Genomic DNA, 25,586 nt, shown 5'->3' with positions numbered 1-25,586 from the left:
CCGTGTGGGGCGCAAAATACCAGCCATGAAGAAGACGTTGACCGCCCTGCTGTCCCTGCTGACCATTTCTCTGGCCACTGCCCAGACCACCGCCACGCCGACCACCCCCGCGCCGATCAAACTGGCGACCACCGCTACCGTTTCCAATGCCAGCCTGAGCCTGAGTGCCGCCAGCCGGATTGCCACGCTGGCCGTGAGCAACTGCGCCCAGCGGGGCTACAACGTCAGCGCCACCGTGGTGGACCGCAGCGGCGTAACCCTGGCGGTGGCCCGCGCCGAGAACGCCGGGCCGCATACCCTGGGGGCCAGTCTGGGCAAGGCCTTTACCAGTGCCAGCGCCCGCAACCTGACCAGCAACATCGCCAAGGGCCTGGCCGACAACCCCGGCCTGGCCGACATTCCCGGCTATCTGGTGCTGGCCGGTGGCGCACCGATTCGCGTGGGCGACGTCGTGGTGGGTGCCGTGGGTGTGGGCGGCGCGCCCAGCGGCCTGATCGACGAGAAGTGCGGCACCGACGCCACGGCGACAGTCCTGAGCCAGTAAGATGCACGCCGCGAAGCTGTCCAGACAGGTGATGCTCGCCTTGGCCCTGCTCGGCAACTGGGCGCTGTTGCCAGCCGGTTCGGCGAGCAGTGCCAGAGGAGTCGCCGTGACCACCGACAAGCACAGAGACCTGAACGCTCCGCTGCTTCGGGCCGCCCAGCAGGGCGATCTGGAGGGACTTGAGACGTTGCTGAAGGCGGGCGCGTCTGCCCGTGCCGCCGACGCCAGCGGGCGCACGGCGCTGACCTGGGCCGCCAAGGGCGATCACGTGGCTGTGGCCCGCGCCCTGATCGCAGCAGGAGCCGACCCCGATCTGCAAGACGAGCAGCGCAACAATGCCCTGCTGGTAACTGGCGAAACCGGCAGCGTCGCCATGCTGCGTGAGGTGCTCAAGGCCAAACCCGACCTGACCCTTACCAACCGCTACGGCGGCACCGCCCTGATTCCCGCCGCCGACCGGGGCCACCTCGCCTACCTGCGCGAACTGCTGCGCACCACCAAGGTCAACGTGAACCATGTCAACAACCTGGGCTGGACTGCCCTGCTGGAAGCGGTGATTCTGGGCGACGGCGGCCCGATCCACACCGAGATCGTACGCGAGCTGCTGACCCACGGAGCAGACCGCCGGATCGCGGACCGAGACGGAATGACGCCCCTGGCGCATGCCCGGCAGCGCGGCTACACCAAAATGGTCGCGCTGCTGGCGGGCGGTGCCTGATCGGGACTGGGCGTGCTCAGGTGGTTTCCGGTTCCACCCGGCGCAGCCGTACCCGCTTGATCTTGAGTCCCTCCACCACTTCGGCGGTCAGGTCCATGTGCTGCACATGCACCGTGATGCCGGGTGGCGGCAGGGTGCCGTAAGCGGCCAGTACCAGGCCCGCCACCGTGTTGGCGTCGTCGGACACCAGCGGTAGACCCAGTTCGCGCAGCTCGGTCAGGGTGACTTCGCCGTCGAGACTGTACGAGCCGTCGGGGTTGGTGATGATCCAGGCGTCGTCGTCTTGCTCGATCACGTCCTCGATCAGGTCGTCCATAGTGACGAATCCCAGCGTGCCGCCGTACTCGTCTGCCACCAGCGCGGCGTGAACCCGCTCGCGCTTGAACAGGGCCAGCAAAGCCTCGGCAGTTTCCGAGGCGGCCACGCTCGGCAGCGGGCGCAGCAGTCGGCGTAGATTGAAGCTGCTGCGGCCCGCCTCGGCCCTCAGCTGGCTGCTCTGCGCCCGGATGAAGTCCTTGATGTGCAGCACGCCGACCACCGTGTCGAGGTCGCCCTCGAACACCGGAAACCGGCTGCGCGGCGCTTCGGCGATGAGGGCGTGAATATGCTCGGCGCTGGCCTGCACTGGCAGCGCCTTGAGGCGGGTGCGCGGCGTCATCAGCTCGGCGGCGGTGTGGGTTTCGAGCGCGAAGATGTTCTCGATCAGGCTCTGCTGGCCCTTGTCGATCTGGCCACCCTCGGCGCTCTCGCGGGCCACGATGGCCAGTTCGCGGCTGGAATACAGCAAGCTGTCCGCCCCCGGATCACGGATGCCAATCAGCCGCATCAGGCCCGTCGCCATGCCGCTCAGCGCCCACACCAGCGGCGCGAACACCAGCCCGCACAGGCGCATCAGCGGATTGATCTTCAGGCTGGTGGTTTCCGGCAGTTGCAGGGCCAGCACCTTGGGAATCATTTCGCCGAAAACGATATGCATGAAGGTGATGGCGAGCAAGCTGATCAGCGCGCCCGCCGAGTGCGCCACCACCGCGCCCAGCCCCAGGCGCTCGAAGGGACCGTAGAGCCAGCCGGCGATCTCGTGTTCGCCGTACATGCCCAGGCCCAAGCTGGCAAGCGTGATGCCCAGCTGCGCCACCGACAGGTAGCGGTCCTTGCCTCGCGCTGTGCTCGACACCTTCAGCAGCCAGCGGGCCGCGCCACTGCCGCCCCCGGCCAGGGTTTCGAGTTTGGAGGTGCGCGCTGAGAGCAGCGAGAACTCCGCCGAGACGAACACCCCGTTGATAATGACCAGGGCCAGCACGATCAACAGCGGTACCACATACTCGCTCAGCACGTTCACGCCTGCGCTCCCTCGGCGTCGGGGGCGTCCAGACTGATCCGGCGCACGGCGCGGCGGTCCATGCTGTCGACCTTCAGCACCACCTCGCCCACCCGCACCTCGTCACCGACCATCGGCAGCCGTCCCATCTCGGCCCAGATCAGGCCGCTAATGGTGTCGGCTTCCTGGGTGGGCAAATCGAGTTCGAACTCGTCGTTCACGTCATCGATCAGCAGATCGCCGCGCACGCTCAGGCGGTTACCGACCCGGCTGAAGGCCTCGTCTTCCTGATCGAACTCGTCTTGCAAATCACCGAAGATCTCCTCGATAGCGTCTTCCAGCGTAACCATGCCGGCGACCCCGCCGTACTCGTCCACGACGATGGCGCTGTGGCGGCCCGCCTCGCGCAGCTTGCGCCACAAGAGCGGCACGGCAGTCACGTCGGCCACCAGCAGTGGCTGGTACATGATGTCGGCCACCCGCGCGTCGGGGCGCGAGCGCGAGCGCAGGTAGAGGGTGCGCAGATTGACCACGCCCAGCACATCGTCGGTGCCGCCCTCACCAATGACCGGAAAACGGGTGTAAGCGCTGCCGGAAAGCCGACCCAGCGCGTCGGCCAGGCGCTCGGTGTGGCCTACCGTGATCAGGCGGGTGCGCGGCGTCATAATCTCGCGTACCACCCGTTCCTCGATATTCAGCACGCCCGCCAGCATCTGGCGCTCGGCGGCGTCGATCAGCCCGCCCTTGGCGCTGGCGCTGAAGAGGTCCTGGAGTTCGTCAGGCGAGTGTACGTGCAGGTGAGACTCGCCGCTGACCAGCCCAAAGCGGCGCAGCACCGCGTAGGCCGTGCCGTTGAGCAGCGCAATGAGGGGCTTAAACAGCAGCAGACTCAGCTGCATGAAGCGCAGCAGCGAGAGGGCCAGCCGCTCTGGGTAGCGCAGCGCCACCGTCTTGGGCAGCAACTCGCCCAGCACCACCTGAAGTACCGTGATGATCAAAAGCACGATGAGGGTGGCGGTGGCCAGCCCACCGAAGTTGCCCAGCGCGGGGGTCAGCAGCGGCGCGATCTGCGCCTGCCCGTACGCACCCAGAATCAAGCTGGTGAGGGTAATGCCGATCTGCGACACGGCCACGTAATCGTCGAGGCGGCGCGGGTCACGCAGAATCTCGCTGAGGGCCGCCGCACTGGCGCTGCCGCCGTCGGCCTGCTCCTGCACCCGGCTCTTGCGCGCGCCCACTGTCGAGAACTCGGCGGCCACGTACAGAGCGTTGAGGGCGGTCAGCACCAGCACGATCACCACCGGCAGGGCAAGGTTGAGCGCTGTGCTCACGTGGTCGCCGGGGCCAGCCGTGAACTCGGCGGCTCCTCGGCTTCGGGGGTGGTGCGGGCCATCTGAGACAAAGGCATATCCGGTCAGTTTAGCGGGTTTGAACCGTGGACGCAGGGCGCAGCGTTTCAGTTGGACGTCACAAATTGAGGGCGGTTCCTATAAGACTTCTTCTGCCCCTCTTCATCCGGGCGGCCGCTGGAGATGGACAATGAAGCCATGACCAAGCTCAAGTGCATCGCCCTGCTGGTTCTGTCCCTGGCGCTGGCCAGCTGCGCGCCCAAGAGCAGCGACACCACCACCGACTCCTCAACGACCACCACCAAGAGCTTCGATTCGAGTGGTGAGCCGCAGGGCACCACCTCAACGACGACCACCAATACGACCAACAAGTAAAAAATCAACAAGTCAAGCCTTAGGTCAGGCGTCTCAGAGTTCTGACAGGTCGGCGCGCAGCATCACCACGCCGCGTTCGGCGTCGGCCAGGGCCAGATGGCCGTCCGGCAGGGCCACGATGTCCATCGGCTTGCCAAACCTGCGCTCGCCGGTTAGCCGGAACGCTTCCAGGTTCACCACGCTGACCATACCGCCCCGGTCGGTCAGATAGGCCCGGTTCTCCATCACGCTGAGCTTGTCAGGGTGCCCGGCCACCTTGAGTGTACGTGTGATCTGCCCGTCCGGGCCGAGTTGTAGCAGCCGGCCCTGCACGTCCAGCACCAGCACCTGATCCTGCCACTCGGCCAGACCCACCGGCGCGCCGCCGACCGGGTAGGTGGCGAGCAGCTTCTCGCCGTCGGGGGAGAGCGAGAAAACCTGCCCGGTGGTGTGCTGGGTGGTCAGGATGCGTTCGGGCAGTGGTAGTACAGCGTCCATGTAATCGGCCTGCGGCAGGTCGGTGGCCTTGGCCAGTTTGTTGACAAAGGAGTGCTCGCCGTTGAAGATTCTGAGTTCGCCGCTGGCCGCCGACTTGACGAACACGCTGCCGTCCTTGACTGCCAGACCCGCTGCGCCGCCCGGCACCGGGTAGCTGCGCTCGATCTCGCCCCTGGCCACGTTGAGGACCACCAGTCGCGCGTTGGCGGCGTCGAGCAGGTAAGCCCGCCCGCCCGCGTAGACGCCCTCGGTATACCAGGCAGGCAGCGGCTGCCTGAGCGCCACCCCGCGCAGCCCACCGCCCGCCGTGCGGATAACCAGCGGGTACTTCGAGGTCTCGCTGCGGGCTGCCACCAGCACGTCGCCTGCCGCGACGACCACGTCGGCGTGTGCCAGGTTGGGGTGCGGCGCAGGCCATAGCACAAAGGCCGCCAGCGCCGTCGCACCCAGCCCCGCCGTGAGCCAGTCGCCCGGCCTCCTAGAGTGCCGGGCGGCCGTACGCGGCGCGGCGGACGTGATCGGCAAGCGCTGGGATGAAACGGGGAGGGGAGCTGCTGAAGCTGTGAGGGGCACTGATTCGTCCGGCATTGTCCGATCGGGCGCTGGCGGATCGGGAGCTTGGGCTCGGGCACTGGCGAGCAGTCGCTCACGCGCTCCGGCGGGCATCGGTACGGCGGGCGGCGTGTGGAGCAGGCCGTCCAGTGCCCGCTGCGTCTGAATCGCTCGGTGGGTACAGTCGGGGCAAACGGCGAGGTGCGCCTTGATCCCCTGCTCGGTGTCGGGGTCGGCAATACCGAGCAGCACGGCGTCCAGCTCCTCGCGGCAGTTCTGGCAATCGGTCATTGGGTCTTACCACCTTCGTTTTGGCCGTCGTCTAACCCCTGCTCACCCAGCACGCCGCGCAATTTCTCCAGCGCGTACTTGAGCCGACTCTTGACGGTGCCCACCGGCACGCCCATCGCCTCGGCAATCGCCTCGCGGGTCTGCCCCTGGTAGTAGGCCCGCTCCACCGTCTCGCGCTGCGGGGGCTTGAGGGCCAGCAGCGCTGCCTGCACCCGCTCGGAGACCTGGCGCTGCTCGCTGAGGCCCAGCAAGTCCACCTTCACGTCGGCCAGCGGCAGCGGCAGACCTTCATCGTCTTCCAGAGGCAGGTGAAAGCGCACCCCGCGCAGCTTTGAAATGGCCGCGTGGCGCACCACCGTTAGGATGAAGGTGGAAAAGGCGGCCCGCTGCGGATCAAAGAGCTGCGGTTTGTTCCAGATTTTCAGAAACGAGTCGTGAACGATGTCCTGCGCGGCAGTGCTCTCCTTGACGATATAGAGGGCCACCCCGTGTGCGGCGGCGCTGTAGCGGTCGAACAGTTCACCCAGCGCGGCCTCGTCGCGCGCGGCGAAGCGGGCGATCAATTCGGCGTCGCTGGGCACCGGCCCGACTTCGGCCCGGGCAGCGTCGCTCGTCCACATGGTGTTCAAGCTATCACCCGGCAAGGCCGCCGCTGGCTCCGCACTGTGTGGCTGGGAAAAGCCGACTTTGCGCTGCGCCGCTTCCTTCACCGGAAACCGCGTTCCAGTCCACTGAATTGCTGCAACGCTGAGCATCATCTTTCGCCTCACTTCCCCTAGATACGCCGCCGCCGCCCGGAAAGTTCAATCGGGAAGTCCGGGGTGCGTTCGGGTTGGAGGCGTCGAGAATCTGTCTAGATAAATTCTTGCCGGGCGAATGAACCCTGGTGCCCGACCCCGGCGTATCTGTGGTCAGAAGGCAGCAGGCACACCGCCAAATATTCCCTCCCAGTACCACTTTTTCGGCGCTGATACCTGCCGCTTTGCTTCACCGTCCGCCGCTCTCTGTCCGCTCACTTTCGTTTCGATTTTTCAAGGAGAACCCACCATGACCATTCCCAGCCTGACGATCCTGACCCTGAGTGCCCTGCTCGGCACCGCCGCCCTGGCCCAGACCACCGACATGACCAAGCCCGCCGGAACCATGAGCGACACCATGAAAGACAGCACCATGAACGACAGCATGGGCAAGGCCAGCCAGGGCAGCTTCAAGTCGGTAGAAGCGCCCACCAGCGGCAAGGTGAGCTGGAGCAAGAGCGGCGAGAACTACCTGCTGAAAATCACCGGCCTGAAAACCGAGGCCGCGCCAGACCTCAAGGTGTGGCTGTATCAGGACCAAGGCGGCGTGAAGAAGGGGGCGACCAATCTGAAGGTAGCGGGCAAATACTTCACGGTGGGCAGCTTGAAGAAGTTTGGCGGTGATTTCAGCTTCACGGTGGCGGCCAAAGACCTGCCCAAGGACATGGGCAAGTTCAACAGCGTGGTGCTGTGGTGCGATCAGGTGAGTGCCGCTTTCGGAATCGCTGCGCTGAAGTAAAGTCCGCGCCTGCCCCCTCCCTCGCCACATGATGGTCGGAGAGGGTTGCCGCTTCAGCCCAGTTCGTGGTAATCGCCCCGGAAATAGATCAGCGGGTCGTCGTCGGTGTAGCGGCTGTACTCGACCTCACCGACGAACAGGGTGTGATCGCCCGCGTCGACGGCGCTGTGCTTGCGGCACACCAATTGCGCCACCGCGCCCGCGATCAGTGGCAGACCCTCGTGGTCGAACCAGGGCACGTCCGCTGCCTGCGGCTTCCCGGCACTGTGTCTACCGGCGAAGTGGTCGCTGAGCGGGCGTTGGGCCACGCTCAGCACACTGACGCCGAAGCGCTGGACTTCCTCCAGAACGCTGTGCATGCTGGCGCGCTTGTCCACGCCGACCAGAATCAGCGGCGGCGTCAGGCTCACGCTGACAAAGGCGTTGGCGGTCATGCCGCGCTTCTCGCCTGCGTGGGCAGCAGTGATGATGGTCACGCCGCTGGCAAAGCGGCCCAGGGTCTGACGGAACTCGTGCGGCGGCAGGGCGGAGGAGGTCATGCTGGTATGGTAAACGCTCGGGCCGGTTGGCTGGCTCAGCCTTCTTCGAGCGGGTAGGCCTTGCTGGCAATCACGGTCAGGCGCAGCAGATACAGATAAAACATGCCCACCAGCGCCCACACGCCCCAGCCGGGAAAGCTGCCGATGTGGGCGGCGTCGACCAGGGTGGTGGACGTGAAGGCCACTTCCTTGTTGCGGACCGTGTCGAGCTTGGCGATCCAGGCGATCAGAATGCCCACGTAGATCCACAGGTAATTGCGCCGCAGCCGCCAGCCCAGAGAATCCCAGCGGTTCATGGGGCTGCGCGGCTTGGCCAGTTCGCCGAGCAGAAGCTGGTGCCAGTCGGGGTCGACCTTGTCGCCCAGCATGGCTGGATAAAAAAAGCGCTCCATGATGCGGGTGCGGTGGTGGCTGATCTCGAAGGTGCGAAATCGCCGCGCTTCCAGATGCAAGAAGAAATAGTTCATCAGCATGGCGAACAGAAAAACCACGTGGCTGTTGTTGTTGTCGCCCAGCGCGAAGCTGGCCAGGCCCGCCGTCGTCACCACCGACCAGTTGGTGGTCATGTCGAGCCGCTGACGGTAGGCTGTCATCTTGCCGACCTCGGCGCGGTAGAGGTGAATCAGCGCGTTGGCCTCGTTGGTGCTGTAGCTCGCCGCCGTTAGCGGCAGCGGCCCGGTGGGAGAAGCGAGGCGGGGCATAGAGCCTGTAGCGTAACCCAGGGCGCGGCGGCGCGAATGAAGTCGGTCTACACTCGCCGAGCATGCCCGACCTGAACCCCTCACCCGACTGGCCCGGTTCAGCAGACTTCTCCGGCAGGCTGCGTCCGGCGCTGCTGAACTGGTTCGACGCCCACGCCCGCGAGCTGCCCTGGCGATTGGTGGACGGGGGCGGCCAGCGCGACCCTTACCGGGTGTGGGTCAGCGAGATTCTCTTGCAGCAGACCCAGGTGGCGCGGGGCCGGGTGTATTTCGAGCATCTTACAGAGCAGTTTCCGGACGTTCGGGCGCTGGCGGCGGCTCCGCTGGAAGCGGTGCTGAAAGCCTGGGAAGGCTGCGGTTACTACGCCCGCGCCCGCAACCTCCACAAAGCCGCCAAAATCATGGCCGCAACGGGAATGCCTGACACCTATGCGGGCTGGCTGGCCCTGCCGGGCGTGGGGCCGTACACGGCGGCGGCCATCAGCAGCCTGGCTTACGGGGAGGCGCGGGCGGTCAACGACGGCAACGTGCGCCGGGTGCTCTCGCGCCTCTTTGCCGAGGTCCAGCCGGATGAGAGATGGGTGCAGGCGCGGGCCGACGCCCTGCTCGATTCGCAGCGCCCCGGTGACTGGAACGAGGCGTTGATGGACCTGGGCGCGATGATCTGCACCCCCAGAACCCCGCACTGCCCGGCCTGCCCGCTGGCAAGCTCCTGCGCTGCCTTGAAAAGCGGCGACCCGGCCGCTTATCCTGCCGCCAAGAAGCGCTCGCCGGTCAAGGTGGTGCAGGCCGTAGCCCTGCTGATCGGAGACGCCCAGACGGCGTATCTGGAGCAGCGGGTCGGAGCGCTGCTGGGCGGATTGTATGGACTTCCCACCGAGATCAAGGAGGGCCAAGCAGGGGAGGGCGCGCTCGACAGGTTGCTGACGCGCCTTGAAGCCCACTCGCCCAGGCTGCTCGGCAGCGTCAGCCACAGCATGACCCACCGCCAGATCACCCTGGAGGTTTACGCCGCCGAGTCGGCGTTGCCGGGTGAGGCGGTCGGAAAGCGGCCCCTCTCGCGCCTCGACCACAAAGCGCTGGCGCTGCTCGGCGGGCAAGATCGGCTGCTGTAGATGGAGCTGCGGTGAATTCAGCTGCGGTGAATAAAGCTTTGAACACCGCCGCACGTTTCAGCCCAGGGCGTAGAATGTGGGCGTGAGTACCCGCAGCAACAGCAGCAACCGCCTCATTCGCGTCGGAGCCAAAGCCGCGCTGAAGTGGCGTGACGCGGCGGCGGCCCCGCTCTACTGGTGGTATGCCCAGCGCCTGGAGCGAGAGGTCAAGCTGCACGCCAGATTGCCGCAGCACCTCGGGCTGATTCTCGACGGCAACCGGCGCTTTGCCAAGGTGGCGGGCATGCAGCGCGAACTCGGGTACGAATTCGGCATCGACAAGGCCCACGAGGTGTTGCAGTGGTGTCTGGAACTCGGCATTCCGGTGGCGACCATCTGGGTGCTGAGTACCGACAACGTCAAGCGCGACCCCACCGAGGTGGCCCACCTGATGACCCTCTTCGAGCGCGAGGCGCGCAACCTGTCGATCGACAAGCGCATTCACGCCAACAAGGTGCGGGTCCGCGCCATCGGGCAGCACCATGATTTCCCGGTTGAGGTGACGCAGGCACTTTCGGAACTCCAAGAAAAGACCCGCCACTACGACGGCATGCTGCTCAATATCGCGGTGGGCTACGGCGGGCGTGAGGAGATCGTTGACGCGGTGAAAGCGCACCTCGCCAGCCAGAGCGAGGCGGGCCGCAGCGTGGCCGAGGTCGCCGCCGAGCTGCACCCCGACCACCTCAGCGCGCAGATGTACACCGCAGGCGTGCCTGACCCGGATTTTATTATCCGCACCTCCGGCGAGATCCGGCTGTCGGGCTTCATGCTGTGGCAAAGTGTCTACAGCGAGTTCTATTTCTGCGACGTGTACTGGCCGGGCTTCCGGCGGGTGGACTTCTTGCGGGCGCTGCGCGACTTTCAAGACCGCAAGCGGCGGTTCGGGAAGTAGGGCGTGCTGTGCGGGGTGCGGGGCCAGCTAAGAGAAATCGAGGTTCCCGGCCCTGCTTTCCCTGCCGCCCGCTTCCCGCGCCCCCCTCCGATCCGTCACAATAGACCACATGACTGCCGTTCCTCCCGATGCCCGCTTGCCTGGCCTGCACGCCGAAGTGGGCGACCCGCACACCCGCCTGAGCCGCGCCCTGGCCGATCTCGAAGGAGCCGCCTGGGGCTTACTGGTGGCCGATCAGATGGCTCTTGCCCGCCAACTGGCCGCGAGTTTCGGCCCCGGTACTTTGCGGGTGGACGCCCGGCTGGGAGTCAGCCGTGAGGTGTTCGCCTCGGCGGGACTGGCGGTGGCCACCATCGACGCCGACTGGCGGGGCGCGAAGGCCGTGTGGCTGCTGGAACCCGACGAGCGCGCCCTCAAGCGGGCCAAGCGCGCGGACGTGCCGGTGATCGTGGACGCCACGCTGGCTCCCGGCGGTGGCTGGCTGGAGCGCGAGGCGACGCTGATCGTCTACCGCGACGCCGCGACCCTCAGCGGCTTCGGCGACGTGAGTGCGGCGGCCCTCTTCGGGGCGGGTTCGCCTCCACCGCGCATGGCACCCGCGCCCAGCGATCTGAGCCTGGCGATGATTCTGCGCGATCTGGCCAGTTTGCCGCTGCGGCTGGCCCGCGCTGCCCGCACCACCGCGACGTTGCTGGAGCGCTTCGGCGGCGCGGCCCAGGCGACCGGGCCCACTGCTCTGCTGCTCGCGCCCGACAGCGCCGCCGACACCCACCAGCCGATCGGCGGGGTGCTGGCCGCCGCCCGCAACGTGGGCATCGGTACCCTGATCACGCCGGGCGTCCAGGGGTTGGACGCGGTGCTGGCCCTGCTGCGCGGCGACGAGCCTGCCCGTACCGAACCGGCCAGTGCTGAACAACCCGCTTCTGCCGAGCTGTTTGCCGCGAGTCAGAACGCTCCGGCTCAGTCCACCCAGGACCAGGATGCCCAGAGCCAGTCTCTCCAGCCGCCCGCCGAACAGGCTGCACCGGCAACGCCTGTGCCCGAGGCGCTCAACTACGTGCCGGAAATCGTCTTCTCGGACAGCGCCCCGCACCCGGAGCCGGAAGTCAGACGCGACGAATTTGCCCGCCAGGAGCTGGGTCAACCGGAAGACAGCGAAGCGACGCTCCCCGCTGAGGCGGGCCATGACCCCGCCAGCGAGCCGGTGGAGACCGGGCCATCCCAGGCCGCCTCACCGGACCCCGCCCCTCCGTCGGAGCCGGAGCCGCAGCAGACGCGGCGCGACACCCCGCAGCGCGAGCGTCGGGGCCGCCGCGACTTTCAGCCCAGATCAGCCGAGCCGCACCTCTCTCAGGCCGGGGCAGGGCAACCGGACGAGCTTCAGGCCGAACCTGCCCAGCCTGAGATCGTCCTGACGCCCGATCTGCCGCCCGCCGAGAGCAAGGACCCCACCGAGGGCCTCGACGACGAGCAGCGCGCCGCTTACGCCCGTCTGCGCGACTGGCGCAACGCCGAGGCCAAGCGCCAGGACATCAGCCGCTTCATTATCGCCAGCAACGCTACGCTGGCCGAGATCGCCCGCACCGCGCCGCGCGACGAGACCGAACTTCGCAAGGTGCGCGGCATGGGGCCGGAGCGGGTGCGCAAGTACGGCGAGGCGCTGCTGGGTACGGTGCAGGCCGACTGAGCCGCGAAAAGGTCTGACAGTCGAAGGGGTGCAGGGTCTATGGAGGTTTCTCCCAGACCCTGCACCCTTCTCCCTGTTCCCGCTTAGATGTCCTCGCTGCCCGAATCCATCCGCACCACACGGGGCCGGAACTCGCCCAGCACCTCCACCAACTCAGTCTGAGCTGCGATGACCGCCTCAATGCGCTTGTACGCCTGCGGAGCCTCATCGATGCCGCCGCCGATCAATGTCACACCCCGTTCCCTGAGATAAGCGCTAACTGCCGATTTGCTCAGGGCCGCCTGGGCTGCCTTGCGTCCGAGCTGCCGCCCCGCACCGTGCGAGGCGCTGCCCAGCGCGGGAGCATGTCCCTTGCCGCGCACTAGGTAGCCGGGGTCGGCCATGCTGCCGGGAATCAGGCCGAGTTGCCCCCGTGCGGCAGGTGTGGCTCCCTTGCGGTGAACGATCCGCTCCTCGCCGTTCACCATTTCCTTCCAGGCCAGGTTGTGGCTGTTCCACGCGCTCAGGGCCGGGACTTCGCCCAGGGCACGGCTGAGGCGGGCGTGAAGCTGTTCGTGGTTGGCCAGTGCGTAGCGGCCCGCCAGGTTCATGGCCTGCCAGTACGCCTCGCCCGCCTCACTTCCCAGATCGAGCCAGGCGAGTTTCCTGGCGCTGGCATCCAGGGTGGGGTGCAGGCTCTCGGCCAGCTTGGTGAAGTGGCCTGCTACCTGCGCTCCGAAGCCGCGTGAGCCGCTGTGCGAGAGCAGGGCCAGGTAAGTTCCGGTGGCCAGGCCCGCTTCCGGCGCATCCAGAGTAAAGCTGCCGAACTCCGCGAAGTGGTTGCCGCTTCCCGAGGTGCCGATCTGCTCGGCGGCCTTGTCGTGCAGCCGGCGCAAAATCGGCTGCTCGTCCCAGGCGGCCTCGTCCAGTACGGCGTGGCCCAATCGCTCGCGGCGTTCGAAGCCGACGCCCGCACCGAAGCGGGTATGCTTTTGCAGCAGAGCAAGTGCCTCAGGGGTCTTGAGTCGCTCGGCGGGTACGGCAAAGACCGACAGCCGCATGGCGCAGCCGATATCGACCCCCACACCGTAGGGAATGATCGCGTTCTCGGTGGCCAGCACCCCACCGATCGGCAGGCCGTAGCCCACGTGAGCGTCGGGCATCAGCGCCCCGGCGCGGGCGATGGGCAGACGCATCGCCACGTTCATCTGATCGTGTGCGCTCTGCTCGATCAGGTGTCCGCCGAACTGGGCGTAGGGCCGCGCGGCGGGCCGCAGGGCGTCTTGCGCGTGCAGATCGGTGTGGGCCTGCTGGGCCAGCAGTTCGCTGACCAGCGCTGCGTACTCGCTGGCCTGGTAAGCGGCGGGCTGGGCTTTGACGGCCGAGAGTTCGTCCAGAATCGCTTGACGGCTCAGCCCCGCGTCCTCCCTGAGCTGGGCGGCGGCCAGGGCCAGGCCGATACTTTTGTTGGTGAAGCCGAGTTTGGTGATGTGTTTGCCGTTCATGAAAGTGTCTACCTGGGGGGTGAGGGGGCCACTGGGGGCCGGGCTGCGGGGTCGTCTGACGCTGAAGGTGGTCGCATGGGTAGCCCTCCTTGTTGCTGGCCGGTGAAGGCAGTCTGACGCACCGGGGTTGCACGCGCCTGCGCCAGATGGCGCATTGACCGGGCTAGGCCGTTCGGTCTTCCGCAGTGACCACCGCGCCACCCACCTGACCCAGCGCCCGGCCCGGCAGCCAGTAGTAGAGCCGCGCCAGCAAAAACACCCCCGCGCCCAGCCAGAACACCCGCACGCCGCCGCTGGCCCAGACTGCGCCGCCCAGCACCGGCCCCAGCGAGTATCCGAGCGCTTCTGTCGCCATCACCACGCCCCAGGCAGCGGCACGCTGCTGCGGCGGCAGGGTCTGACCCACCAGGCCGTTCCAGCCCGCCATGAACGTGCCGTAGCCCGCGCCGATCAGGGCGCACAGCGGCCACAGCCAGCTGGTCAGGAAAGTGGCCGAGAGGCCCGCCAGCCCAAAGGCCAGGGTCAGCAGCGTCAGCCCCGGCCCCAGCACCCGGCGCGGCCCGTAGATGTCGGCCAGACGGCCCGACAGCAGCAGCGCGCCCAGCAAACACACGCCGCCCGTCAGCCCCGGTCCCAGCAGGTCGCTCAGATTCAGGTTCAGTCGCGCCAGCAGCGGATAAAACAGGGTCACCAGCAGCCCCGGCGCGAGCATCTGGGCGAAGGCGGCAGGCAGCAGCGAGGCGACCCGCCGCCACTGAAGCCGCCAGTCCTGGGTCTGCTGGCTCGTGGTGGATCTGCTCTCCAGCCGCTGCCGCCACAAGCTGAGCGCCAGCACCATCACCGCACCCTGCGCCCACAGCAGCAGGGCAGGCACGGAGGCGGGCAATCTCAGCATCAGTTGCCCGACGCCCAGCGTACCCAGCGCGATGCCCGGCGCGACGCTGAGGTTGGTCAGCGACAGGGCGCGGGCTTCCCGGCCCGGCAGAGCGTACTGCTGAGACACCGCCATTACGCTGGGCCACAGCGCCGCGTAGCCCACGCCCCAGGCGGCGGCCAGGACCAGCAGCGGCCAGAAGGCAGCCCCGCCGAGCACACTCAGGATGAAGCCCAGACCCAGCAGACTGCTACTGATCAGTGCGCCGCCGATGCCCCAGCGCTGGGTCACCAGACCCACCGGCCCCTTGGCCAGCGCGTCCATCAGGTAGTGCGCCCCCACCAGGCTGCCCACCTGCGCCAAGCTCAGCCCGTAGCGCCCGGCGGTGAGCGGCAGGAAGGCCACGATCAGCCCAGCGCGCACGAATTCGCTGATCAGCAGCAGGGCGATCAAGCGCAATGTCACGGCGGGTCGGGTCCACAGCACGCTTCAACTTAGCGCGGCAGCAAGTTTGCGGGGCACACCAGCTTCATGTTCTTCATCAACGTGACCTTAAGGTGACGGGTATGAGATCACATCTACTGGCCCTGCTGGGTCTGATGGTCCTCGCCCAGGGTTGGGCGGCGGGGTCCGAGTCGGTGCTGCTCGCTGGCGTCAACGCGCTGCGCGCCCAGGGGATTCGCTGCGCGGGTGTGGCGCGGCCCCGCAGCGCTCCGCTCACCTGGACCGCTGCCAACAACACCGCCGCCCGTTTGCAGGCCAGTTATATGGCCCAGACCGGACGTATCAGCCATGCCGGGGCGAACGGCAGCTCTCCGCGTGTGCGGGCCGCCTCGACCGGCGTGCGTGGCGGCAACATGAGCGAGATCATCTACCTGAGCGTGGGTCTGAATGCCCAGCAGGCCGTCAATTGGTGGCGCAACTCGCCAGTTCACTGCTACGCCATGACCAACCCGCTCTACACCAAGGCGGGCATGAGTATCGTGCAGGCCGGGCGCGGCACCGCCTACGTGATGGTGCTGAGCAACTGAGCGCCGGGTTCAGGCCGGGTGCTCTACAATCCCTGGCATGTTGGAAACGTCCATCGAGGACTTCGCGCTGCGTTTTGAGGCCGACGCCGCTTTCGGGCAGCTCTACCCGCAGCCGGAAGGCAGCCCGTTGATGGAGTTCGTGTCGGGGGGCCGCACCCTGTATCTGTTTGACCGCACCGGACCCTACACCGCCAAACCCGGTGACGCCCGCGTGATCGTGCACGGCACCCTGGCCCGTTTCTCGCTTCTTAGCCAGCGGCCCGGCGGTGAGGAAGCCCGCCTGACGGTGGTGGGCATTTCTGGCGTGGAGGGCAGCGGGAGGGTCACCCGCTTGGCCTCGCGCTTCACGGTGGTTGTCGAAGCCCGGCTGCCGCTGGTGCTGTCGAGCTTCACGCCGCTGCCCGCGCTGGAGGTCGGTGACTGGCTGAGTTTTGAGACCCAGCCGCCGCTGCACGGCTTTCTGGTGGGCTGAGGCGCGGGCTCCTGCGGGTGGTCTTGGGTTTGAGGCTTGAATTTTAAGCGCGGCTCCGCTAAAGTCTCATGGCCTGCCCTGCGCTCGGCACGTTCCATGCAAGGCGATGTAGCTCAGCTGGTTAGAGCGAACGACTCATAATCGTTAGGTCTCCGGTTCAAGTCCGGATATCGCCACCACATAAAAAAGGGGAGGGAATGGCTGCTAGGGTCGTTCCCTCCTCTTTTACTTCCGGCGACTGCCTATTCTCGCAGAGACCGAATCAGAAAATATGCGCCTATCGCCGTGCTCAGAATCGCCGCCTTGCGCAGCAGAACGGGGTGCATCAGCAGGTCGCGCTGCACCATTGCCTGCGGATTGGTCAGTGCCATGATGACCGTCGCTTCCAGCAAGCTGAACGTGAAGCCCAGTCGTGCCCAGAGCAGCAGGAGTGCAGTGCCTAGGCCCACGAGTAGAAGCTTCGGTGTGGTCATACAGCCCAGTTGAGCAAAGGCGCCTTGCCCAGCAAAAAGCGGAGCCGCACCCCGCGATGGGGCCGCTCCGCTGTGACCTGACAGCCGAATTCAGATATCCTGGTAGGTTTTCTCGATGGGCAGGCCCACACCGTTGCCCCACTCGGTCCACGAGCCGTCGTAGTTGCGGACCTTGGGGTAGCCGAGCAGTTCGCGCAGCACGAACCAAGAGTGGCTGCTGCGCTCGGCGATGCGGCAGTAGGCGATGACGTCTTTGTCGGGCGTCACGCCCTCGCCGCCATAGAGGGCGCTCAGCTCGTCGGCGCTCTTGAAGGTGCCGTCCTCGTTGGTGGCCCGCGCCCAGGGAATATTGGCCGCGCCGGGAATGTGGCCGCCGCGCAGCACGCCTTCCTGCGGGTAGGCGGGCATGTGCGTTACTTTGCCCGAGAACTCGTCGGGGCTGCGCACGTCCACCATCGCGCCCTCGCCGCTCTCGACCTTGCCGATGTGCGCCCGGACCTCATCGCGGTAGGCCCGCAGCGATTCGTCGCGCTTCAGGGCCGGGTAGGTCGTGGGCGTCACCTTGGTGGGGGTGGTCACCAGTTCGCGCCCCTCGGCGACCCATTTCTGGCGGCCCCCGTTCATCAGTTTGAGGTTCTTGACGCCGCTGTAACTCAGAAACCAGTAGGCATACGAGGCCCACCAGTTGCTCTTGTCGCCGTAGAGAATGAGCGTGTCGCTCTCTTTGAGCCCCAGGCGGCCCAGGAAGGCCGAGAGTTCGTCTGGAGCGATGAATTCGCGCATCACCGGGGTCCAGAAGTCACCCTGCCAGTCCACCTTGACCGCGCCCTCGATATGGCCGGTTTCATACAGCAGGATGTCCTCGTTGACCTCGATCAGCCGCACACCCGCGTCGTTCTTATGCTCAGCCACCCAATCGGTGCTGACCAGCACGTCCTTGACATAGTCCATGATTCTCCTTTACGGCCCAGATTCACTAGGCGCAGTTTATCCGGATTCTGGCTTAATTGACAAAAAGAGTCAACTAGACGAGGCTCACCATGACCGTGCCCCCCCCGACGCTACAGTGGAGCATGACTGAGATGACCCCGATCCAGATCACTTCGGCCCAGGTGCTGCCCGGCAAACTGCAAGAGATCGTGACCCTGTTTCGCAGCGCGCCCAAAGCGTTGAGACTTCAGGCACTGCTCGAATACAGCAAGAAGCTGCCGCCCTTGCCCGAGAAGTACGCCGAGCATCCCGAATTCATGCAGCCGGTGCCGGAGTGCGCCTCGCCGTTTTTTCTGGTGACCGAACCGCAGGGCGAGGGCGTGGCGATGTATTTCAAGGTGCCGGAAGAAGCCCCCACCGTCCGCGGCTATGCGGGCATTCTGGCCGAGGGCCTCGCAGGAGCCAGCCGCGAACAGATCCTGAATATCCCCGATCAGTTTTATATGGACATGGGCTTGTCGGAGCTGATCACGCCCATGCGCCTGCGCGGCATGGGCGCGATTCTGATGCGGCTCAAGAACCAGGTCAGGGAAGCGGCATTGAGCTGACCTTCAGTTGCTACTCATTAAATGAACATTTGGTGGAGGTGTCGGGGCAATTGTCCTACACTCATGAGTGGAGGAATCTCTCATGCGCCGACTACCCCGTGCTGCTCTGTGGCTCCCGGTTCTCACCCTCTCTGCCCTCGCGGTGGGCCTCACCACGGCCCAGAGTCAGGGCGCGGCCCCGGCGGGCGATCCGCTGGCGATCCAGGCTGGGCCGCCCGACGCCAAGCGCGGCGAGGCGCTGACCCAGACGTGCCAGGGCTGTCATGGTCCGATGGGGCACAGCAAAGATGAGGGCAAGCCCTCGCTGGGCGGTCAGGTTCCGAGTTATCTCACGCTGCAACTGGCGGCTTTCCGCGCCAAGCTGCGGCCCAGCCCGGTGATGCAGGCCATCGCCGCCCGACTGACCGATCAGAACATCGTGGACCTGGCAGCCTACTACGGCCAGCAGACCCCCCGCGACGCCTGGGAAGCCAATGCTGCGCTCAGGGCCAAGGGCCAGCAGTTCTACAACTCGGGCGCAGTCGAGCGTGGCGTTACCGCCTGCGTGGTCTGCCACGGCGTGGACGGGCGCGGCAATAACGCGTTGCATATCGCCAGCATCACCCACCAGTCGCCCAAATACACCCTGGAAGTGCTGCACGAGTTTAAGAGCGTGCCGGATTATCACGTCGCCTACCCCAACGCCATGCACATCGTCACCGCCAAGATGACCGAGGACGAATTGAGTGCCGTGACCGCCTACCTGAGCAGCATGGGCACGAACAGCATGAACATGGCCCCGGCCAGTAAGTAGCGCGCCGCCTTTTGCGGAGCACGACCAAGCGCCCCAGCTGCGGCTGCGGGCGCTGTTTGTCTTGCCCTGCCGGGCGGTGGGCAGAAGGGTGGGCGAGTGTGTGCCTCCGCGCGCCTTACGGGACGGCAGGCGGGCGTAGCATGACCGCATTGTGAACGCTTCCAGCTCCGCTCGACCCACCCTCAAGACCTACCTGGCTCTGGTCAAGTTCGAGCACACCGTGTTCGCCCTGCCGTTCGCCTACGCGGGCATGTTGCTGGCCTCGCAGCAACTGCGCGGCAGCGGCTGGCCGGGCCTGGCCACCCTGATCTGGGTCACGCTGGCGATGGCCGGGGCCAGAACCGCCGCCATGGGCGCGAACCGGGTCATCGACCGGGCCATTGACGCCAGAAACCCCCGCACGGCGGGCCGCGAGGTGCCCAGCGGCAAAATCAGTCCAACCCAGGCGTGGGGGCTGGTCATCGTCAGTCTGGCCGTGATGACGCTGGCGGCGGCGCAGCTCAATGCGCTGTGCCTGGCGCTGCTGCCCGTCGCAGTGGTGTTCCTGATCGGCTACCCATACATCAAGCGCTTTTCCTGGCTGTGCCACGTCTGGCTGGGCGTCACCGACGGCGCGGCGGCGGCGGGCGGCTGGGTCGCCGTGACCGGACACTTCAGTGCGGGGGCCTGGATTCTGTGGGCCATCGTGATTTTCTGGATGGTGGGCCTGGACGTGATCTACGCCACCATGGACTACGATTTCGACCGTGCCAGCGGCGTGCAGAGCATCCCGGCCCGCTTTGGCATTCCGCTGAGCCTCAGGATCGCCGCCGTGAGCCACGCCCTGACCTTCGCGCTGCTGATTTTGCTGGGCGTGGTGCTGGGCGCGAGCTTCTGGTACTTCCTGGCGGTGCTCGGGATGGGCGTGATTTTGCTCTACGAGCACCGACTGGTCAACCCGAATGATCTCACCAAGGCCAATATCGCCTTCTTCGACGCCAACATGTGGCTGGCCCTGACCATGCTGGCGGGCGTGGTGGCCGACGTGGCGTGGCGGACCCTGCGCTGAGAGGCGGCTTGAACGGCGGGCCAAAGCTGACGCCGCCGGAAGCGGCCCAGGCGTTCCGGGCGGGTGATGAGGTGCGGGCGCTGACCCTGCTGCGCCGCGCCCGCGACGCCCAGATGGCCGGGTCTGCCGGGTGGGCCTACCTGGAGCGCCTGACCGGACTGGTGCTAATTCACCTGCAGCGCGAGGTGGAGGGCACCTTCGCCCTGGAGCGCGCCGACCCGCTGCTGGAAGCCGCAGGCTGGCTCCTCCCGGCGCTCGATGAACTGAGCGGCTAAGGACGCGCAACGCCGAGCTGACATGTCCGATGATCCGGCGGGCGCATGCTGGGACCATGCCGAACGACAACGACCTGAATCTGGACCTCAACACCATCGCCGACCTGACGCCGACCCGCCCGCAGGAAAACGTGACTGCCGAGCCGGGAGATGCGCCGAGCCAGTTGCCTGAGGCTTTCCACCTGCAAACGGTCCATCCCGGTGAACGCCTCAGTGCCGAGCAGGTGGAGCAGTTAATGGGCGACGAGGCCGCCGGGTCGCCGCGCGTGGAAACCAACCGCACACTGGAGCGCCGGGAAGGCATCGACCCGGATACCGAATCCTGAAAACACTGCGTTGGCTTGCCGTGCCCTGCCGCAACCCAGCGTGCTGCGGCACAATACCGGTATGTCACCGCATACCTTTCAAGGCAGCAACATCGTCGCCGCTCCTCGTGCCCGCGTCTGGGCCATGCTGCAAGACCCAGCAGTACTCGCCCGCATCGTGCCGGGCCTGACCGATGCCATCCAGGACGGCGAGAACCAGATGCGTGCCGTGCTGAACGTCAATGTCGGGCCGGTCAAGGGCCGTTTCAAGACCATCGTGCGGGTGCTGGAAGCGCAGCCACCCGCACAGATGGACCTGGAAGTGGAAGGCAAGACCATCACCGGCACGGCCCTGCTCCATACCCAGATGACCTTCACCGACCTGGGCGAGAGTACCCGCGTGGACTGGGTGGCCTCGCCCCGGTTGTCGGGCCTGCTGGCCGGGGTGGGTGGCAAACTGATCGAATCGAAAGCCAGGGACGGCAGCGCGGGGCAGCGCTACGCCGACCGATTTTTCGGACGGCTCAGCCAGGAAGCCTGATTTCCCTGAAGCGGCTGTCTATCGCTCCTTAGTCACGGCGGTCTGACGACACTAAGCGCGACGTTGTGGCGGGCCGATTCGCGTCGCCAGTCCAGCACTGTCACGCCGACCCGAGACACTGTCAGGGATTGTAGGAGGGCAGCTTTTCTGTGGGCTGCGCTTCTCCCTTAGCGGAGCCGGAAGTGTTAATGTAAAACGGTCTTCAACCCAGTTCAAGGATGCTCGCCTTCAGCCCGGCTGAACCGCGCTCCTACTTCTCCCGGAGGTGCTTTTTGCAAGTTCAGGGATCACATACCATTTCCGCGCCGCGAGAAAAAGTCTGGGCGCTACTGCAAGACCCGCAGGTGCTGGCCCGCTGCGTGCCGGGCGTCACCGAGATGATCGCCACCGCTGAGAATCAGTACAACGCGGTGCTGAACGTGGCCGTCGGCCCGGTCAAGGGCAAGTTTCAGGCCAAAGTCACCATCACCGACCGCCAGCCGCCGCAGCAGATGACGCTGAGCATCGATGCCAAGAGTCCCAGCGGCATCGTCACCGCCACCGGCACCCTGAAGTTGAGCGAGCTGGAGGGCGGCACCACCCAGATCGACTGGGAAGGTGAACCCAAGCTGCGCGGGATGCTGGCGACCCTGGCTGGACGCCTCATCGGCGGCATCACCCAGCAGCAGGCCGACGTGTTTTTCGCCAATCTGGACAAGGAAGCCAGTTCGCCGCAACCCGCTTGATTTTTCTCTGCTTACCCGAGTTCCACAGTTAAGGAGGCCGCATGAGTCTTGTCCCCGTCACCATCAATATCAACGGCACGCCCACCCCCGCGCAGGTCGAGCCGAGAATGCTGCTCGTTCAGTTTCTGCGCGACGAACTCGAACTCACCGGCACCCATGTCGGCTGCGACACCAGTCAGTGCGGCGCGTGTACCGTGTCGCTCAACGGCGAGGCTGTCAAGAGCTGCACGCTGTTTGCCGTGCAGGCCGACGGCATGGACGTGCAGACCATTGAGGGCATCGGCAGCATGGACGATCTGCATCCGATTCAGGCCGCCTTCTGGGAGCAGCACGGGTTGCAGTGCGGCTTTTGCACGCCGGGCATGATCATGGCCTCTGCTGAAATCATCCGCCGCAATCCCGATCCCAGCGAAGAGGAGATCAGGGAACAGCTCGGCGGGAATTTTTGCCGCTGCACCGGCTACCACAACATTGTCAAGGCGATCAGTTCGGCGGCGGCAGTGATGCGCGAGAAGGGTGCGGAAGCGGGACAGGCGGCGGACGACTGAGGGTTTCCCCGGCGCTGACCACCCCCAGATCCCATCACCGCATCTGAAAGGAGCACCATGACCCAGCTTCCCGATTCCAATTACAAAGCCCCTGACGGCCCGCAGAAGTACATCGGCAAGGCGGTCAAGCGCGTGGAAGACCCGCGCTTTATCACCGGCCAGGGCCACTACACCGACGACATCAACGTGCATGGGCAGCTTCACGCGGCGATGCTGCGCAGCCCCTACGCGCACGCCAAAATCGGCCAGATCGACGCCTCAGCCGCCCTGGCGCTCAAGGGCGTCCACGCAGTGCTGACCGGTCAAGACCTGGCCGACGCCAAAGTCGGCAGCATTCCCACCGGCTGGCTGCTGCCCGACCTCAAGATTCCGCCGCACCCGGCCATCGCGCACGGCGAGGTGCACTACGTGGGCGACATCGTGGCCGTGGTCATCGCCGAGTCGCGGGCGCTGGCCGAGGACGCTGTGGCCCTGATCGAGGTGGATCTGGAACCGCTGGACGCCGTGTCGCTGGGTAGTCAGGCGCTGGCCCAGGGCGCAGCTGAGGTTCACCCCGAAGCGCCCGGCAACGTGGCCTTCAACTGGGAAATCGGTGACGCCGCCGCTGCCGACGAGCTGTTCAAGCAAGCCGACCATGTGGTGAGCCTCAAGATTCGCAACCACCGACTGGTGCCGAACGCCATCGAGCCGCGCGCGAGTCTGGCGCAGTATCAGCGCTCCAGCGAGGAATTCACGCTGCACACCACCTCGCAAAATCCCCACATTCACCGCCTGATGCTGGCGGCCTTCGTGCTGGGCATTCCCGAGCACAAGCTGCGTGTCATCTCGCCGGACGTGGGCGGGGGATTTGGCTCCAAGATCTTCCAGTACCCCGAAGAAGTCATCGTGCTGTTTGCCGCCAAGAAGCTCAATCGCCCGGTCAAGTGGGCCGCCCGCCGCAGCGAGAGCTTCGTGAGCGACATGCAGGGCCGCGACCACGAGTCGGAAGCTCAACTGGCGCTCAGCAAAGACGGCAAGATGCTGGCCCTCAAGGTCGATACCATCGCCAACATGGGTGCGTACCTGACCACCTTCGCGCCCGCTGTGCCGACCTACCTCTACGGCACGCTGCTCAACGGGGTCTACAAGTTCGGGGCGGTTCACGCCAAGGTCACGGGTGTGTTTACCAACACCGTGCCGGTGGACGCTTACCGGGGAGCCGGACGCCCGGAAGCGACGTATCTGGTCGAGCGGATCGTCAGCAAGGCTGCGTCCGAACTCGGCATGGACGCCGCCGAGATTCGCCGCAAGAACTTCATCCAGCCGGAGGATTTCCCTTACCAGACCCCGGTGGCGTTGGTCTACGATTCCGGCAATTACGAACCCGCCCTCGACAAGGCGCTGGGAATGCTGGGCTATCAGGACTTGCTCAAAGAGCAGGCCGAGGGCCGCAAGAACGGGCGCTACATCGGCATCGGCTTTTCCACCTACGTGGAAGCCTGCGGCCTGGCTCCCTCAGCGCTGGTCGGGCAGCTCGGCGCTCAAGCCGGGCAATGGGAGAGCGCGGTGGTAAGGGTCATGCCCACCGGCAAGATCGAGGTGCTGACGGGCTCGCATTCGCACGGCCAGGGCCACGAAACCACCTTTGCTCAGATCGCCGCTGAGGAATTCGGCATTCCGATGGAAGATGTGGTCATCGTTCACGGTGACACCGGCAAAATGCCGTTCGGCTGGGGCACCTACGGCTCGCGCTCGGCAGCGGTCGGTGGCAGCGCCCTGAAAATGGCGCTGGGCCGCATCAAGGACAAGGCCACCAAGATCGCCGCGCACCTGCTGGAAGCGGCCCCCGAAGACATCGAGGTCGCGGACGGCCAGTTCAAGGTGAAGGGCGTACCGGAGGGCGGCAAGTCGTTCTTCGACGTGGCGCTGATGGCCCACCTGGCCCACAACTTGCCCGAGGGTATGGAACCGGGCCTGGAAGCCCAGTACATGTACGACCCCAAGAACTTCGTCTATCCCTTCGGCACCCATATCGCCGTGGTGGAACTCGACGCCGATACCGGCCACGTGAAGATGATCAAGTATGTCTGCGTGGACGACTGCGGTCCGCTGATCAACCCGCTGGTGGTCGAAGGGCAGGTTCACGGCGGCATTGCCCAGGGCTTCGGGCAGGCCATTCTGGAAGAGACCGTCTACGACGAGGAAGGCAATATGCTGACCGGCTCGTTCATGGAGTACAGCATGCCCCGTGCCGAAGACCTGCCGATGTTCGAGATCGACCACACCGTGACCCCCAGCCCCCACAACCCGCTGGGCGTGAAGGGTATCGGTGAGTCGGGCACGATTGCCAGCACTGCAGCGGTGGCCAATGCGGTCAACGACGCGCTGCGTGCTTTCGGCCACCACCACGTGGACATGCCGTTCACGCCCGAGAAGGTCTGGCGGGCCATGAAGGGCGGCGTGCAGGATCTGGGACAGGCAGCGGACGACTGAGCAGACAACACAGCTTCGCCTCGCCTTCCCCCTTTCCAAAGGAGCCACATGTACACCACTCCCTTTGACTACCACCGCGCTGTCAACCTGGACGACGCCCTCAAGATGCTGGCCGACAACCCCGACGCCAAGCTGTTGGCGGGCGGCCACTCTTTGATTCCCACCATGAAATTGCGGCTGGCCTCGCCTTCCGCATTGATCGACATCTCGGCGCTTGACGAGCTGCGCGGCATCCGCACCGACGGCGACATGCTGATTCTGGGCGCGGGCGTGACCCACGCCGAACTGCTCTACGACAAAACGGTGGCCGAATACGCCCCGCTGATGCCCGACATGGCCCGCTGGGTCGGCGACCCGATGGTTCGCAACCGGGGCACGGTGGGGGGAGTAGTGGCGCACGCCGACCCGGCGGCCGACTACCCGGCGGGGCTGCTGACGCTGGGCGCGAGCTTCAAGCTCAAGTCGGCGGGCGGCGAGCGCGTCGTGGGCGTGGACGACTACTTCAAGGGCATGTTCGAGACGGCCCTTCAGGAAGGCGAGATCGTCACCGAGATTCACATTCCGCGTCAGGCAGGCAAAGGTGCCTACGAAAAGTTCCGGCACCCGGCCAGCCACTACGCCATCGTCGGTGTGGCGGCGCTCGCCTCCCCCGAGGGCGTGAAGGTCGCCATGACCGGGGCCGGGCCGAAGGCGGTGCGGCTAACTCAGGTCGAACAGGCCATCGGGAGCGACCTGAGCGATGAGAACATCAAATCTGCCACCGAGAACGCGGTGGACGCGGGCAGCTTGCTGAGTGACCGCTTCGCCAGCGCCGAGTACCGGGCGCACCTCGCGGGCGTACTGGCCAAGCGTGCCCTGATGCGGGTGAAGTAAG

At 66.0% G+C, this 25,586-nt stretch carries 29 protein-coding genes and 1 tRNA gene; 20 read left to right on the top strand and 10 right to left on the bottom strand.

Annotated features, from left to right (window positions below):
* Nucleotides 1-25 precede the first annotated feature (25 nt).
* Both GUI70_RS10170 and GUI70_RS10165 read left to right on the top strand, forming a co-directional pair.
* Nucleotides 26-544, top strand: a complete 519-nt coding sequence (locus tag GUI70_RS10170) for a GlcG/HbpS family heme-binding protein (protein WP_161882206.1) — start codon at nt 26-28, stop codon at nt 542-544.
* Nucleotide 545: 1 nt separating this feature from the next.
* The gene (locus tag GUI70_RS10165; protein WP_237724827.1) at nt 546-1,262 is read left to right on the top strand and encodes an ankyrin repeat domain-containing protein; all 717 of its coding nucleotides are present in this window, start codon (nt 546-548) and stop codon (nt 1,260-1,262) included.
* 16 nt (nt 1,263-1,278) lie between these two features.
* On the opposite strand, the gene GUI70_RS10160 is transcribed toward GUI70_RS10165, so the two are convergent.
* Entirely contained in the window at nt 1,279-2,601 is a 1,323-nt protein-coding gene (locus GUI70_RS10160) for a hemolysin family protein (protein WP_306468290.1), read from the bottom strand.
* Nucleotides 2,598-3,911: a hemolysin family protein gene (locus GUI70_RS10155; protein ID WP_161882205.1), complete on the bottom strand. Its 1,314-nt coding sequence runs from the start codon at nt 3,909-3,911 to the stop codon at nt 2,598-2,600. Before GUI70_RS10155 ends, GUI70_RS10160 begins: the two co-directional genes overlap by 4 nt.
* A gap of 216 nt (nt 3,912-4,127) precedes the next feature.
* Between GUI70_RS10155 and GUI70_RS10150 the strand changes: the two genes are divergently transcribed.
* Nucleotides 4,128-4,304 (top strand): hypothetical protein, encoded by a 177-nt coding sequence (locus GUI70_RS10150; protein ID WP_237724826.1) that lies wholly within the window; start codon nt 4,128-4,130, stop codon nt 4,302-4,304.
* Nucleotides 4,305-4,337: 33 nt separating this feature from the next.
* Here the strand turns inward: GUI70_RS10150 and GUI70_RS10145 are convergent, their stop codons facing one another.
* Both GUI70_RS10145 and GUI70_RS10140 read right to left on the bottom strand, forming a co-directional pair.
* Entirely contained in the window at nt 4,338-5,624 is a 1,287-nt protein-coding gene (locus tag GUI70_RS10145; RefSeq protein ID WP_161882203.1) for a zf-HC2 domain-containing protein, read from the bottom strand.
* Nucleotides 5,621-6,382, bottom strand: coding sequence for an RNA polymerase sigma factor (locus GUI70_RS10140; protein ID WP_161882202.1), 762 nt, complete (start codon nt 6,380-6,382; stop codon nt 5,621-5,623). Before GUI70_RS10140 ends, GUI70_RS10145 begins: the two co-directional genes overlap by 4 nt.
* 289 nt (nt 6,383-6,671) lie before the next feature.
* Between GUI70_RS10140 and GUI70_RS10135 the strand changes: the two genes are divergently transcribed.
* Entirely contained in the window at nt 6,672-7,160 is a 489-nt protein-coding gene (locus GUI70_RS10135) for a DM13 domain-containing protein (protein WP_161882201.1), read from the top strand.
* A gap of 53 nt (nt 7,161-7,213) precedes the next feature.
* Here the strand turns inward: GUI70_RS10135 and GUI70_RS10130 are convergent, their stop codons facing one another.
* Both GUI70_RS10130 and GUI70_RS10125 read right to left on the bottom strand, forming a co-directional pair.
* Nucleotides 7,214-7,699 (bottom strand): flavin reductase family protein, encoded by a 486-nt coding sequence (locus GUI70_RS10130; RefSeq protein ID WP_161882200.1) that lies wholly within the window; start codon nt 7,697-7,699, stop codon nt 7,214-7,216.
* Nucleotides 7,700-7,734: 35 nt separating this feature from the next.
* Nucleotides 7,735-8,400 carry a DUF2270 domain-containing protein gene (locus GUI70_RS10125; RefSeq protein WP_161882199.1) on the bottom strand — a complete coding sequence of 222 codons (666 nt, stop codon included), beginning with the start codon at nt 8,398-8,400 and terminating at the stop codon, nt 7,735-7,737.
* 62 nt (nt 8,401-8,462) lie between these two features.
* Here GUI70_RS10125 and mutY point away from each other — a divergent pair, with 62 nt between their 5' ends.
* The 3 genes from mutY to GUI70_RS10110 all read left to right on the top strand — a co-directional run bounded on the left by mutY (nt 8,463) and on the right by GUI70_RS10110 (nt 12,133).
* Complete coding sequence (gene mutY, locus GUI70_RS10120) at nt 8,463-9,515, top strand: A/G-specific adenine glycosylase (RefSeq protein WP_161882198.1); 1,053 nt, start codon at nt 8,463-8,465, stop codon at nt 9,513-9,515.
* Nucleotides 9,516-9,630: 115 nt separating this feature from the next.
* Nucleotides 9,631-10,446: an isoprenyl transferase gene (locus GUI70_RS10115; RefSeq protein ID WP_161882319.1), complete on the top strand. Its 816-nt coding sequence runs from the start codon at nt 9,631-9,633 to the stop codon at nt 10,444-10,446.
* Nucleotides 10,447-10,555: 109 nt separating this feature from the next.
* Entirely contained in the window at nt 10,556-12,133 is a 1,578-nt protein-coding gene (locus GUI70_RS10110; RefSeq protein ID WP_161882197.1) for an HRDC domain-containing protein, read from the top strand.
* 83 nt (nt 12,134-12,216) lie between these two features.
* Here the strand turns inward: GUI70_RS10110 and GUI70_RS10105 are convergent, their stop codons facing one another.
* Complete coding sequence (locus GUI70_RS10105; RefSeq protein WP_161882196.1) at nt 12,217-13,617, bottom strand: RtcB family protein; 1,401 nt, start codon at nt 13,615-13,617, stop codon at nt 12,217-12,219.
* A 163-nt stretch (nt 13,618-13,780) separates the two neighbouring features.
* Nucleotides 13,781-14,977: an MFS transporter gene (locus GUI70_RS10100; protein WP_161882195.1), complete on the bottom strand. Its 1,197-nt coding sequence runs from the start codon at nt 14,975-14,977 to the stop codon at nt 13,781-13,783.
* A gap of 80 nt (nt 14,978-15,057) precedes the next feature.
* Here GUI70_RS10100 and GUI70_RS10095 point away from each other — a divergent pair, with 80 nt between their 5' ends.
* From GUI70_RS10095 to GUI70_RS10085, 3 genes are all read left to right on the top strand, one after another.
* The gene (locus GUI70_RS10095) at nt 15,058-15,522 is read left to right on the top strand and encodes a CAP domain-containing protein (RefSeq protein ID WP_161882194.1); all 465 of its coding nucleotides are present in this window, start codon (nt 15,058-15,060) and stop codon (nt 15,520-15,522) included.
* A gap of 37 nt (nt 15,523-15,559) precedes the next feature.
* Entirely contained in the window at nt 15,560-15,994 is a 435-nt protein-coding gene (locus GUI70_RS10090; protein WP_161882193.1) for a hypothetical protein, read from the top strand.
* A gap of 102 nt (nt 15,995-16,096) precedes the next feature.
* Nucleotides 16,097-16,173: transfer RNA gene (locus GUI70_RS10085), tRNA-Met, on the top strand.
* Nucleotides 16,174-16,236: 63 nt separating this feature from the next.
* Here the strand turns inward: GUI70_RS10085 and GUI70_RS10080 are convergent.
* A complete protein-coding gene (locus tag GUI70_RS10080; protein WP_161882192.1) occupies nt 16,237-16,467 on the bottom strand; it encodes a hypothetical protein in 231 nt (76 codons plus the stop codon).
* Between the two features lie 90 nt (nt 16,468-16,557).
* Nucleotides 16,558-17,418, bottom strand: coding sequence for a sulfurtransferase (locus tag GUI70_RS10075; protein WP_161882191.1), 861 nt, complete (start codon nt 17,416-17,418; stop codon nt 16,558-16,560).
* 131 nt (nt 17,419-17,549) lie between these two features.
* Between GUI70_RS10075 and GUI70_RS10070 the strand changes: the two genes are divergently transcribed.
* From GUI70_RS10070 to GUI70_RS10025, 10 genes are all read left to right on the top strand, one after another.
* A complete protein-coding gene (locus GUI70_RS10070; protein ID WP_161882318.1) occupies nt 17,550-18,005 on the top strand; it encodes a SufE family protein in 456 nt (151 codons plus the stop codon).
* A gap of 82 nt (nt 18,006-18,087) precedes the next feature.
* Entirely contained in the window at nt 18,088-18,798 is a 711-nt protein-coding gene (locus GUI70_RS10065) for a c-type cytochrome (RefSeq protein ID WP_161882190.1), read from the top strand.
* Nucleotides 18,799-18,949: 151 nt separating this feature from the next.
* Entirely contained in the window at nt 18,950-19,846 is an 897-nt protein-coding gene (gene mqnP, locus GUI70_RS10060) for a menaquinone biosynthesis prenyltransferase MqnP (protein WP_161882189.1), read from the top strand.
* An 8-nt stretch (nt 19,847-19,854) separates the two neighbouring features.
* Nucleotides 19,855-20,121, top strand: a complete 267-nt coding sequence (locus GUI70_RS10055) for a hypothetical protein (protein WP_161882188.1) — start codon at nt 19,855-19,857, stop codon at nt 20,119-20,121.
* A gap of 56 nt (nt 20,122-20,177) precedes the next feature.
* On the top strand, nt 20,178-20,447 hold the full coding sequence (locus GUI70_RS10050) for a hypothetical protein (protein ID WP_161882187.1): 270 nt from the start codon (nt 20,178-20,180) through the stop codon (nt 20,445-20,447).
* A gap of 61 nt (nt 20,448-20,508) precedes the next feature.
* Nucleotides 20,509-20,967 carry an SRPBCC family protein gene (locus GUI70_RS10045; protein ID WP_161882186.1) on the top strand — a complete coding sequence of 153 codons (459 nt, stop codon included), beginning with the start codon at nt 20,509-20,511 and terminating at the stop codon, nt 20,965-20,967.
* A 272-nt stretch (nt 20,968-21,239) separates the two neighbouring features.
* Entirely contained in the window at nt 21,240-21,692 is a 453-nt protein-coding gene (locus GUI70_RS10040) for an SRPBCC family protein (RefSeq protein ID WP_161882185.1), read from the top strand.
* A 41-nt stretch (nt 21,693-21,733) separates the two neighbouring features.
* Nucleotides 21,734-22,240, top strand: a complete 507-nt coding sequence (locus GUI70_RS10035) for a (2Fe-2S)-binding protein (protein WP_161882184.1) — start codon at nt 21,734-21,736, stop codon at nt 22,238-22,240.
* A gap of 57 nt (nt 22,241-22,297) precedes the next feature.
* Nucleotides 22,298-24,712, top strand: a complete 2,415-nt coding sequence (locus GUI70_RS10030; RefSeq protein ID WP_161882183.1) for a xanthine dehydrogenase family protein molybdopterin-binding subunit — start codon at nt 22,298-22,300, stop codon at nt 24,710-24,712.
* A gap of 48 nt (nt 24,713-24,760) precedes the next feature.
* Complete coding sequence (locus tag GUI70_RS10025) at nt 24,761-25,585, top strand: FAD binding domain-containing protein (protein WP_161882182.1); 825 nt, start codon at nt 24,761-24,763, stop codon at nt 25,583-25,585.
* Nucleotide 25,586 lies beyond the last annotated feature (1 nt).

This window comes from Deinococcus alpinitundrae, assembly GCF_009982895.1.
GTDB classification, from domain to species: Bacteria; Deinococcota; Deinococci; order Deinococcales; family Deinococcaceae; genus Deinococcus; species Deinococcus alpinitundrae.
This window is presented reverse-complemented; position numbering and strand designations above follow the sequence as displayed.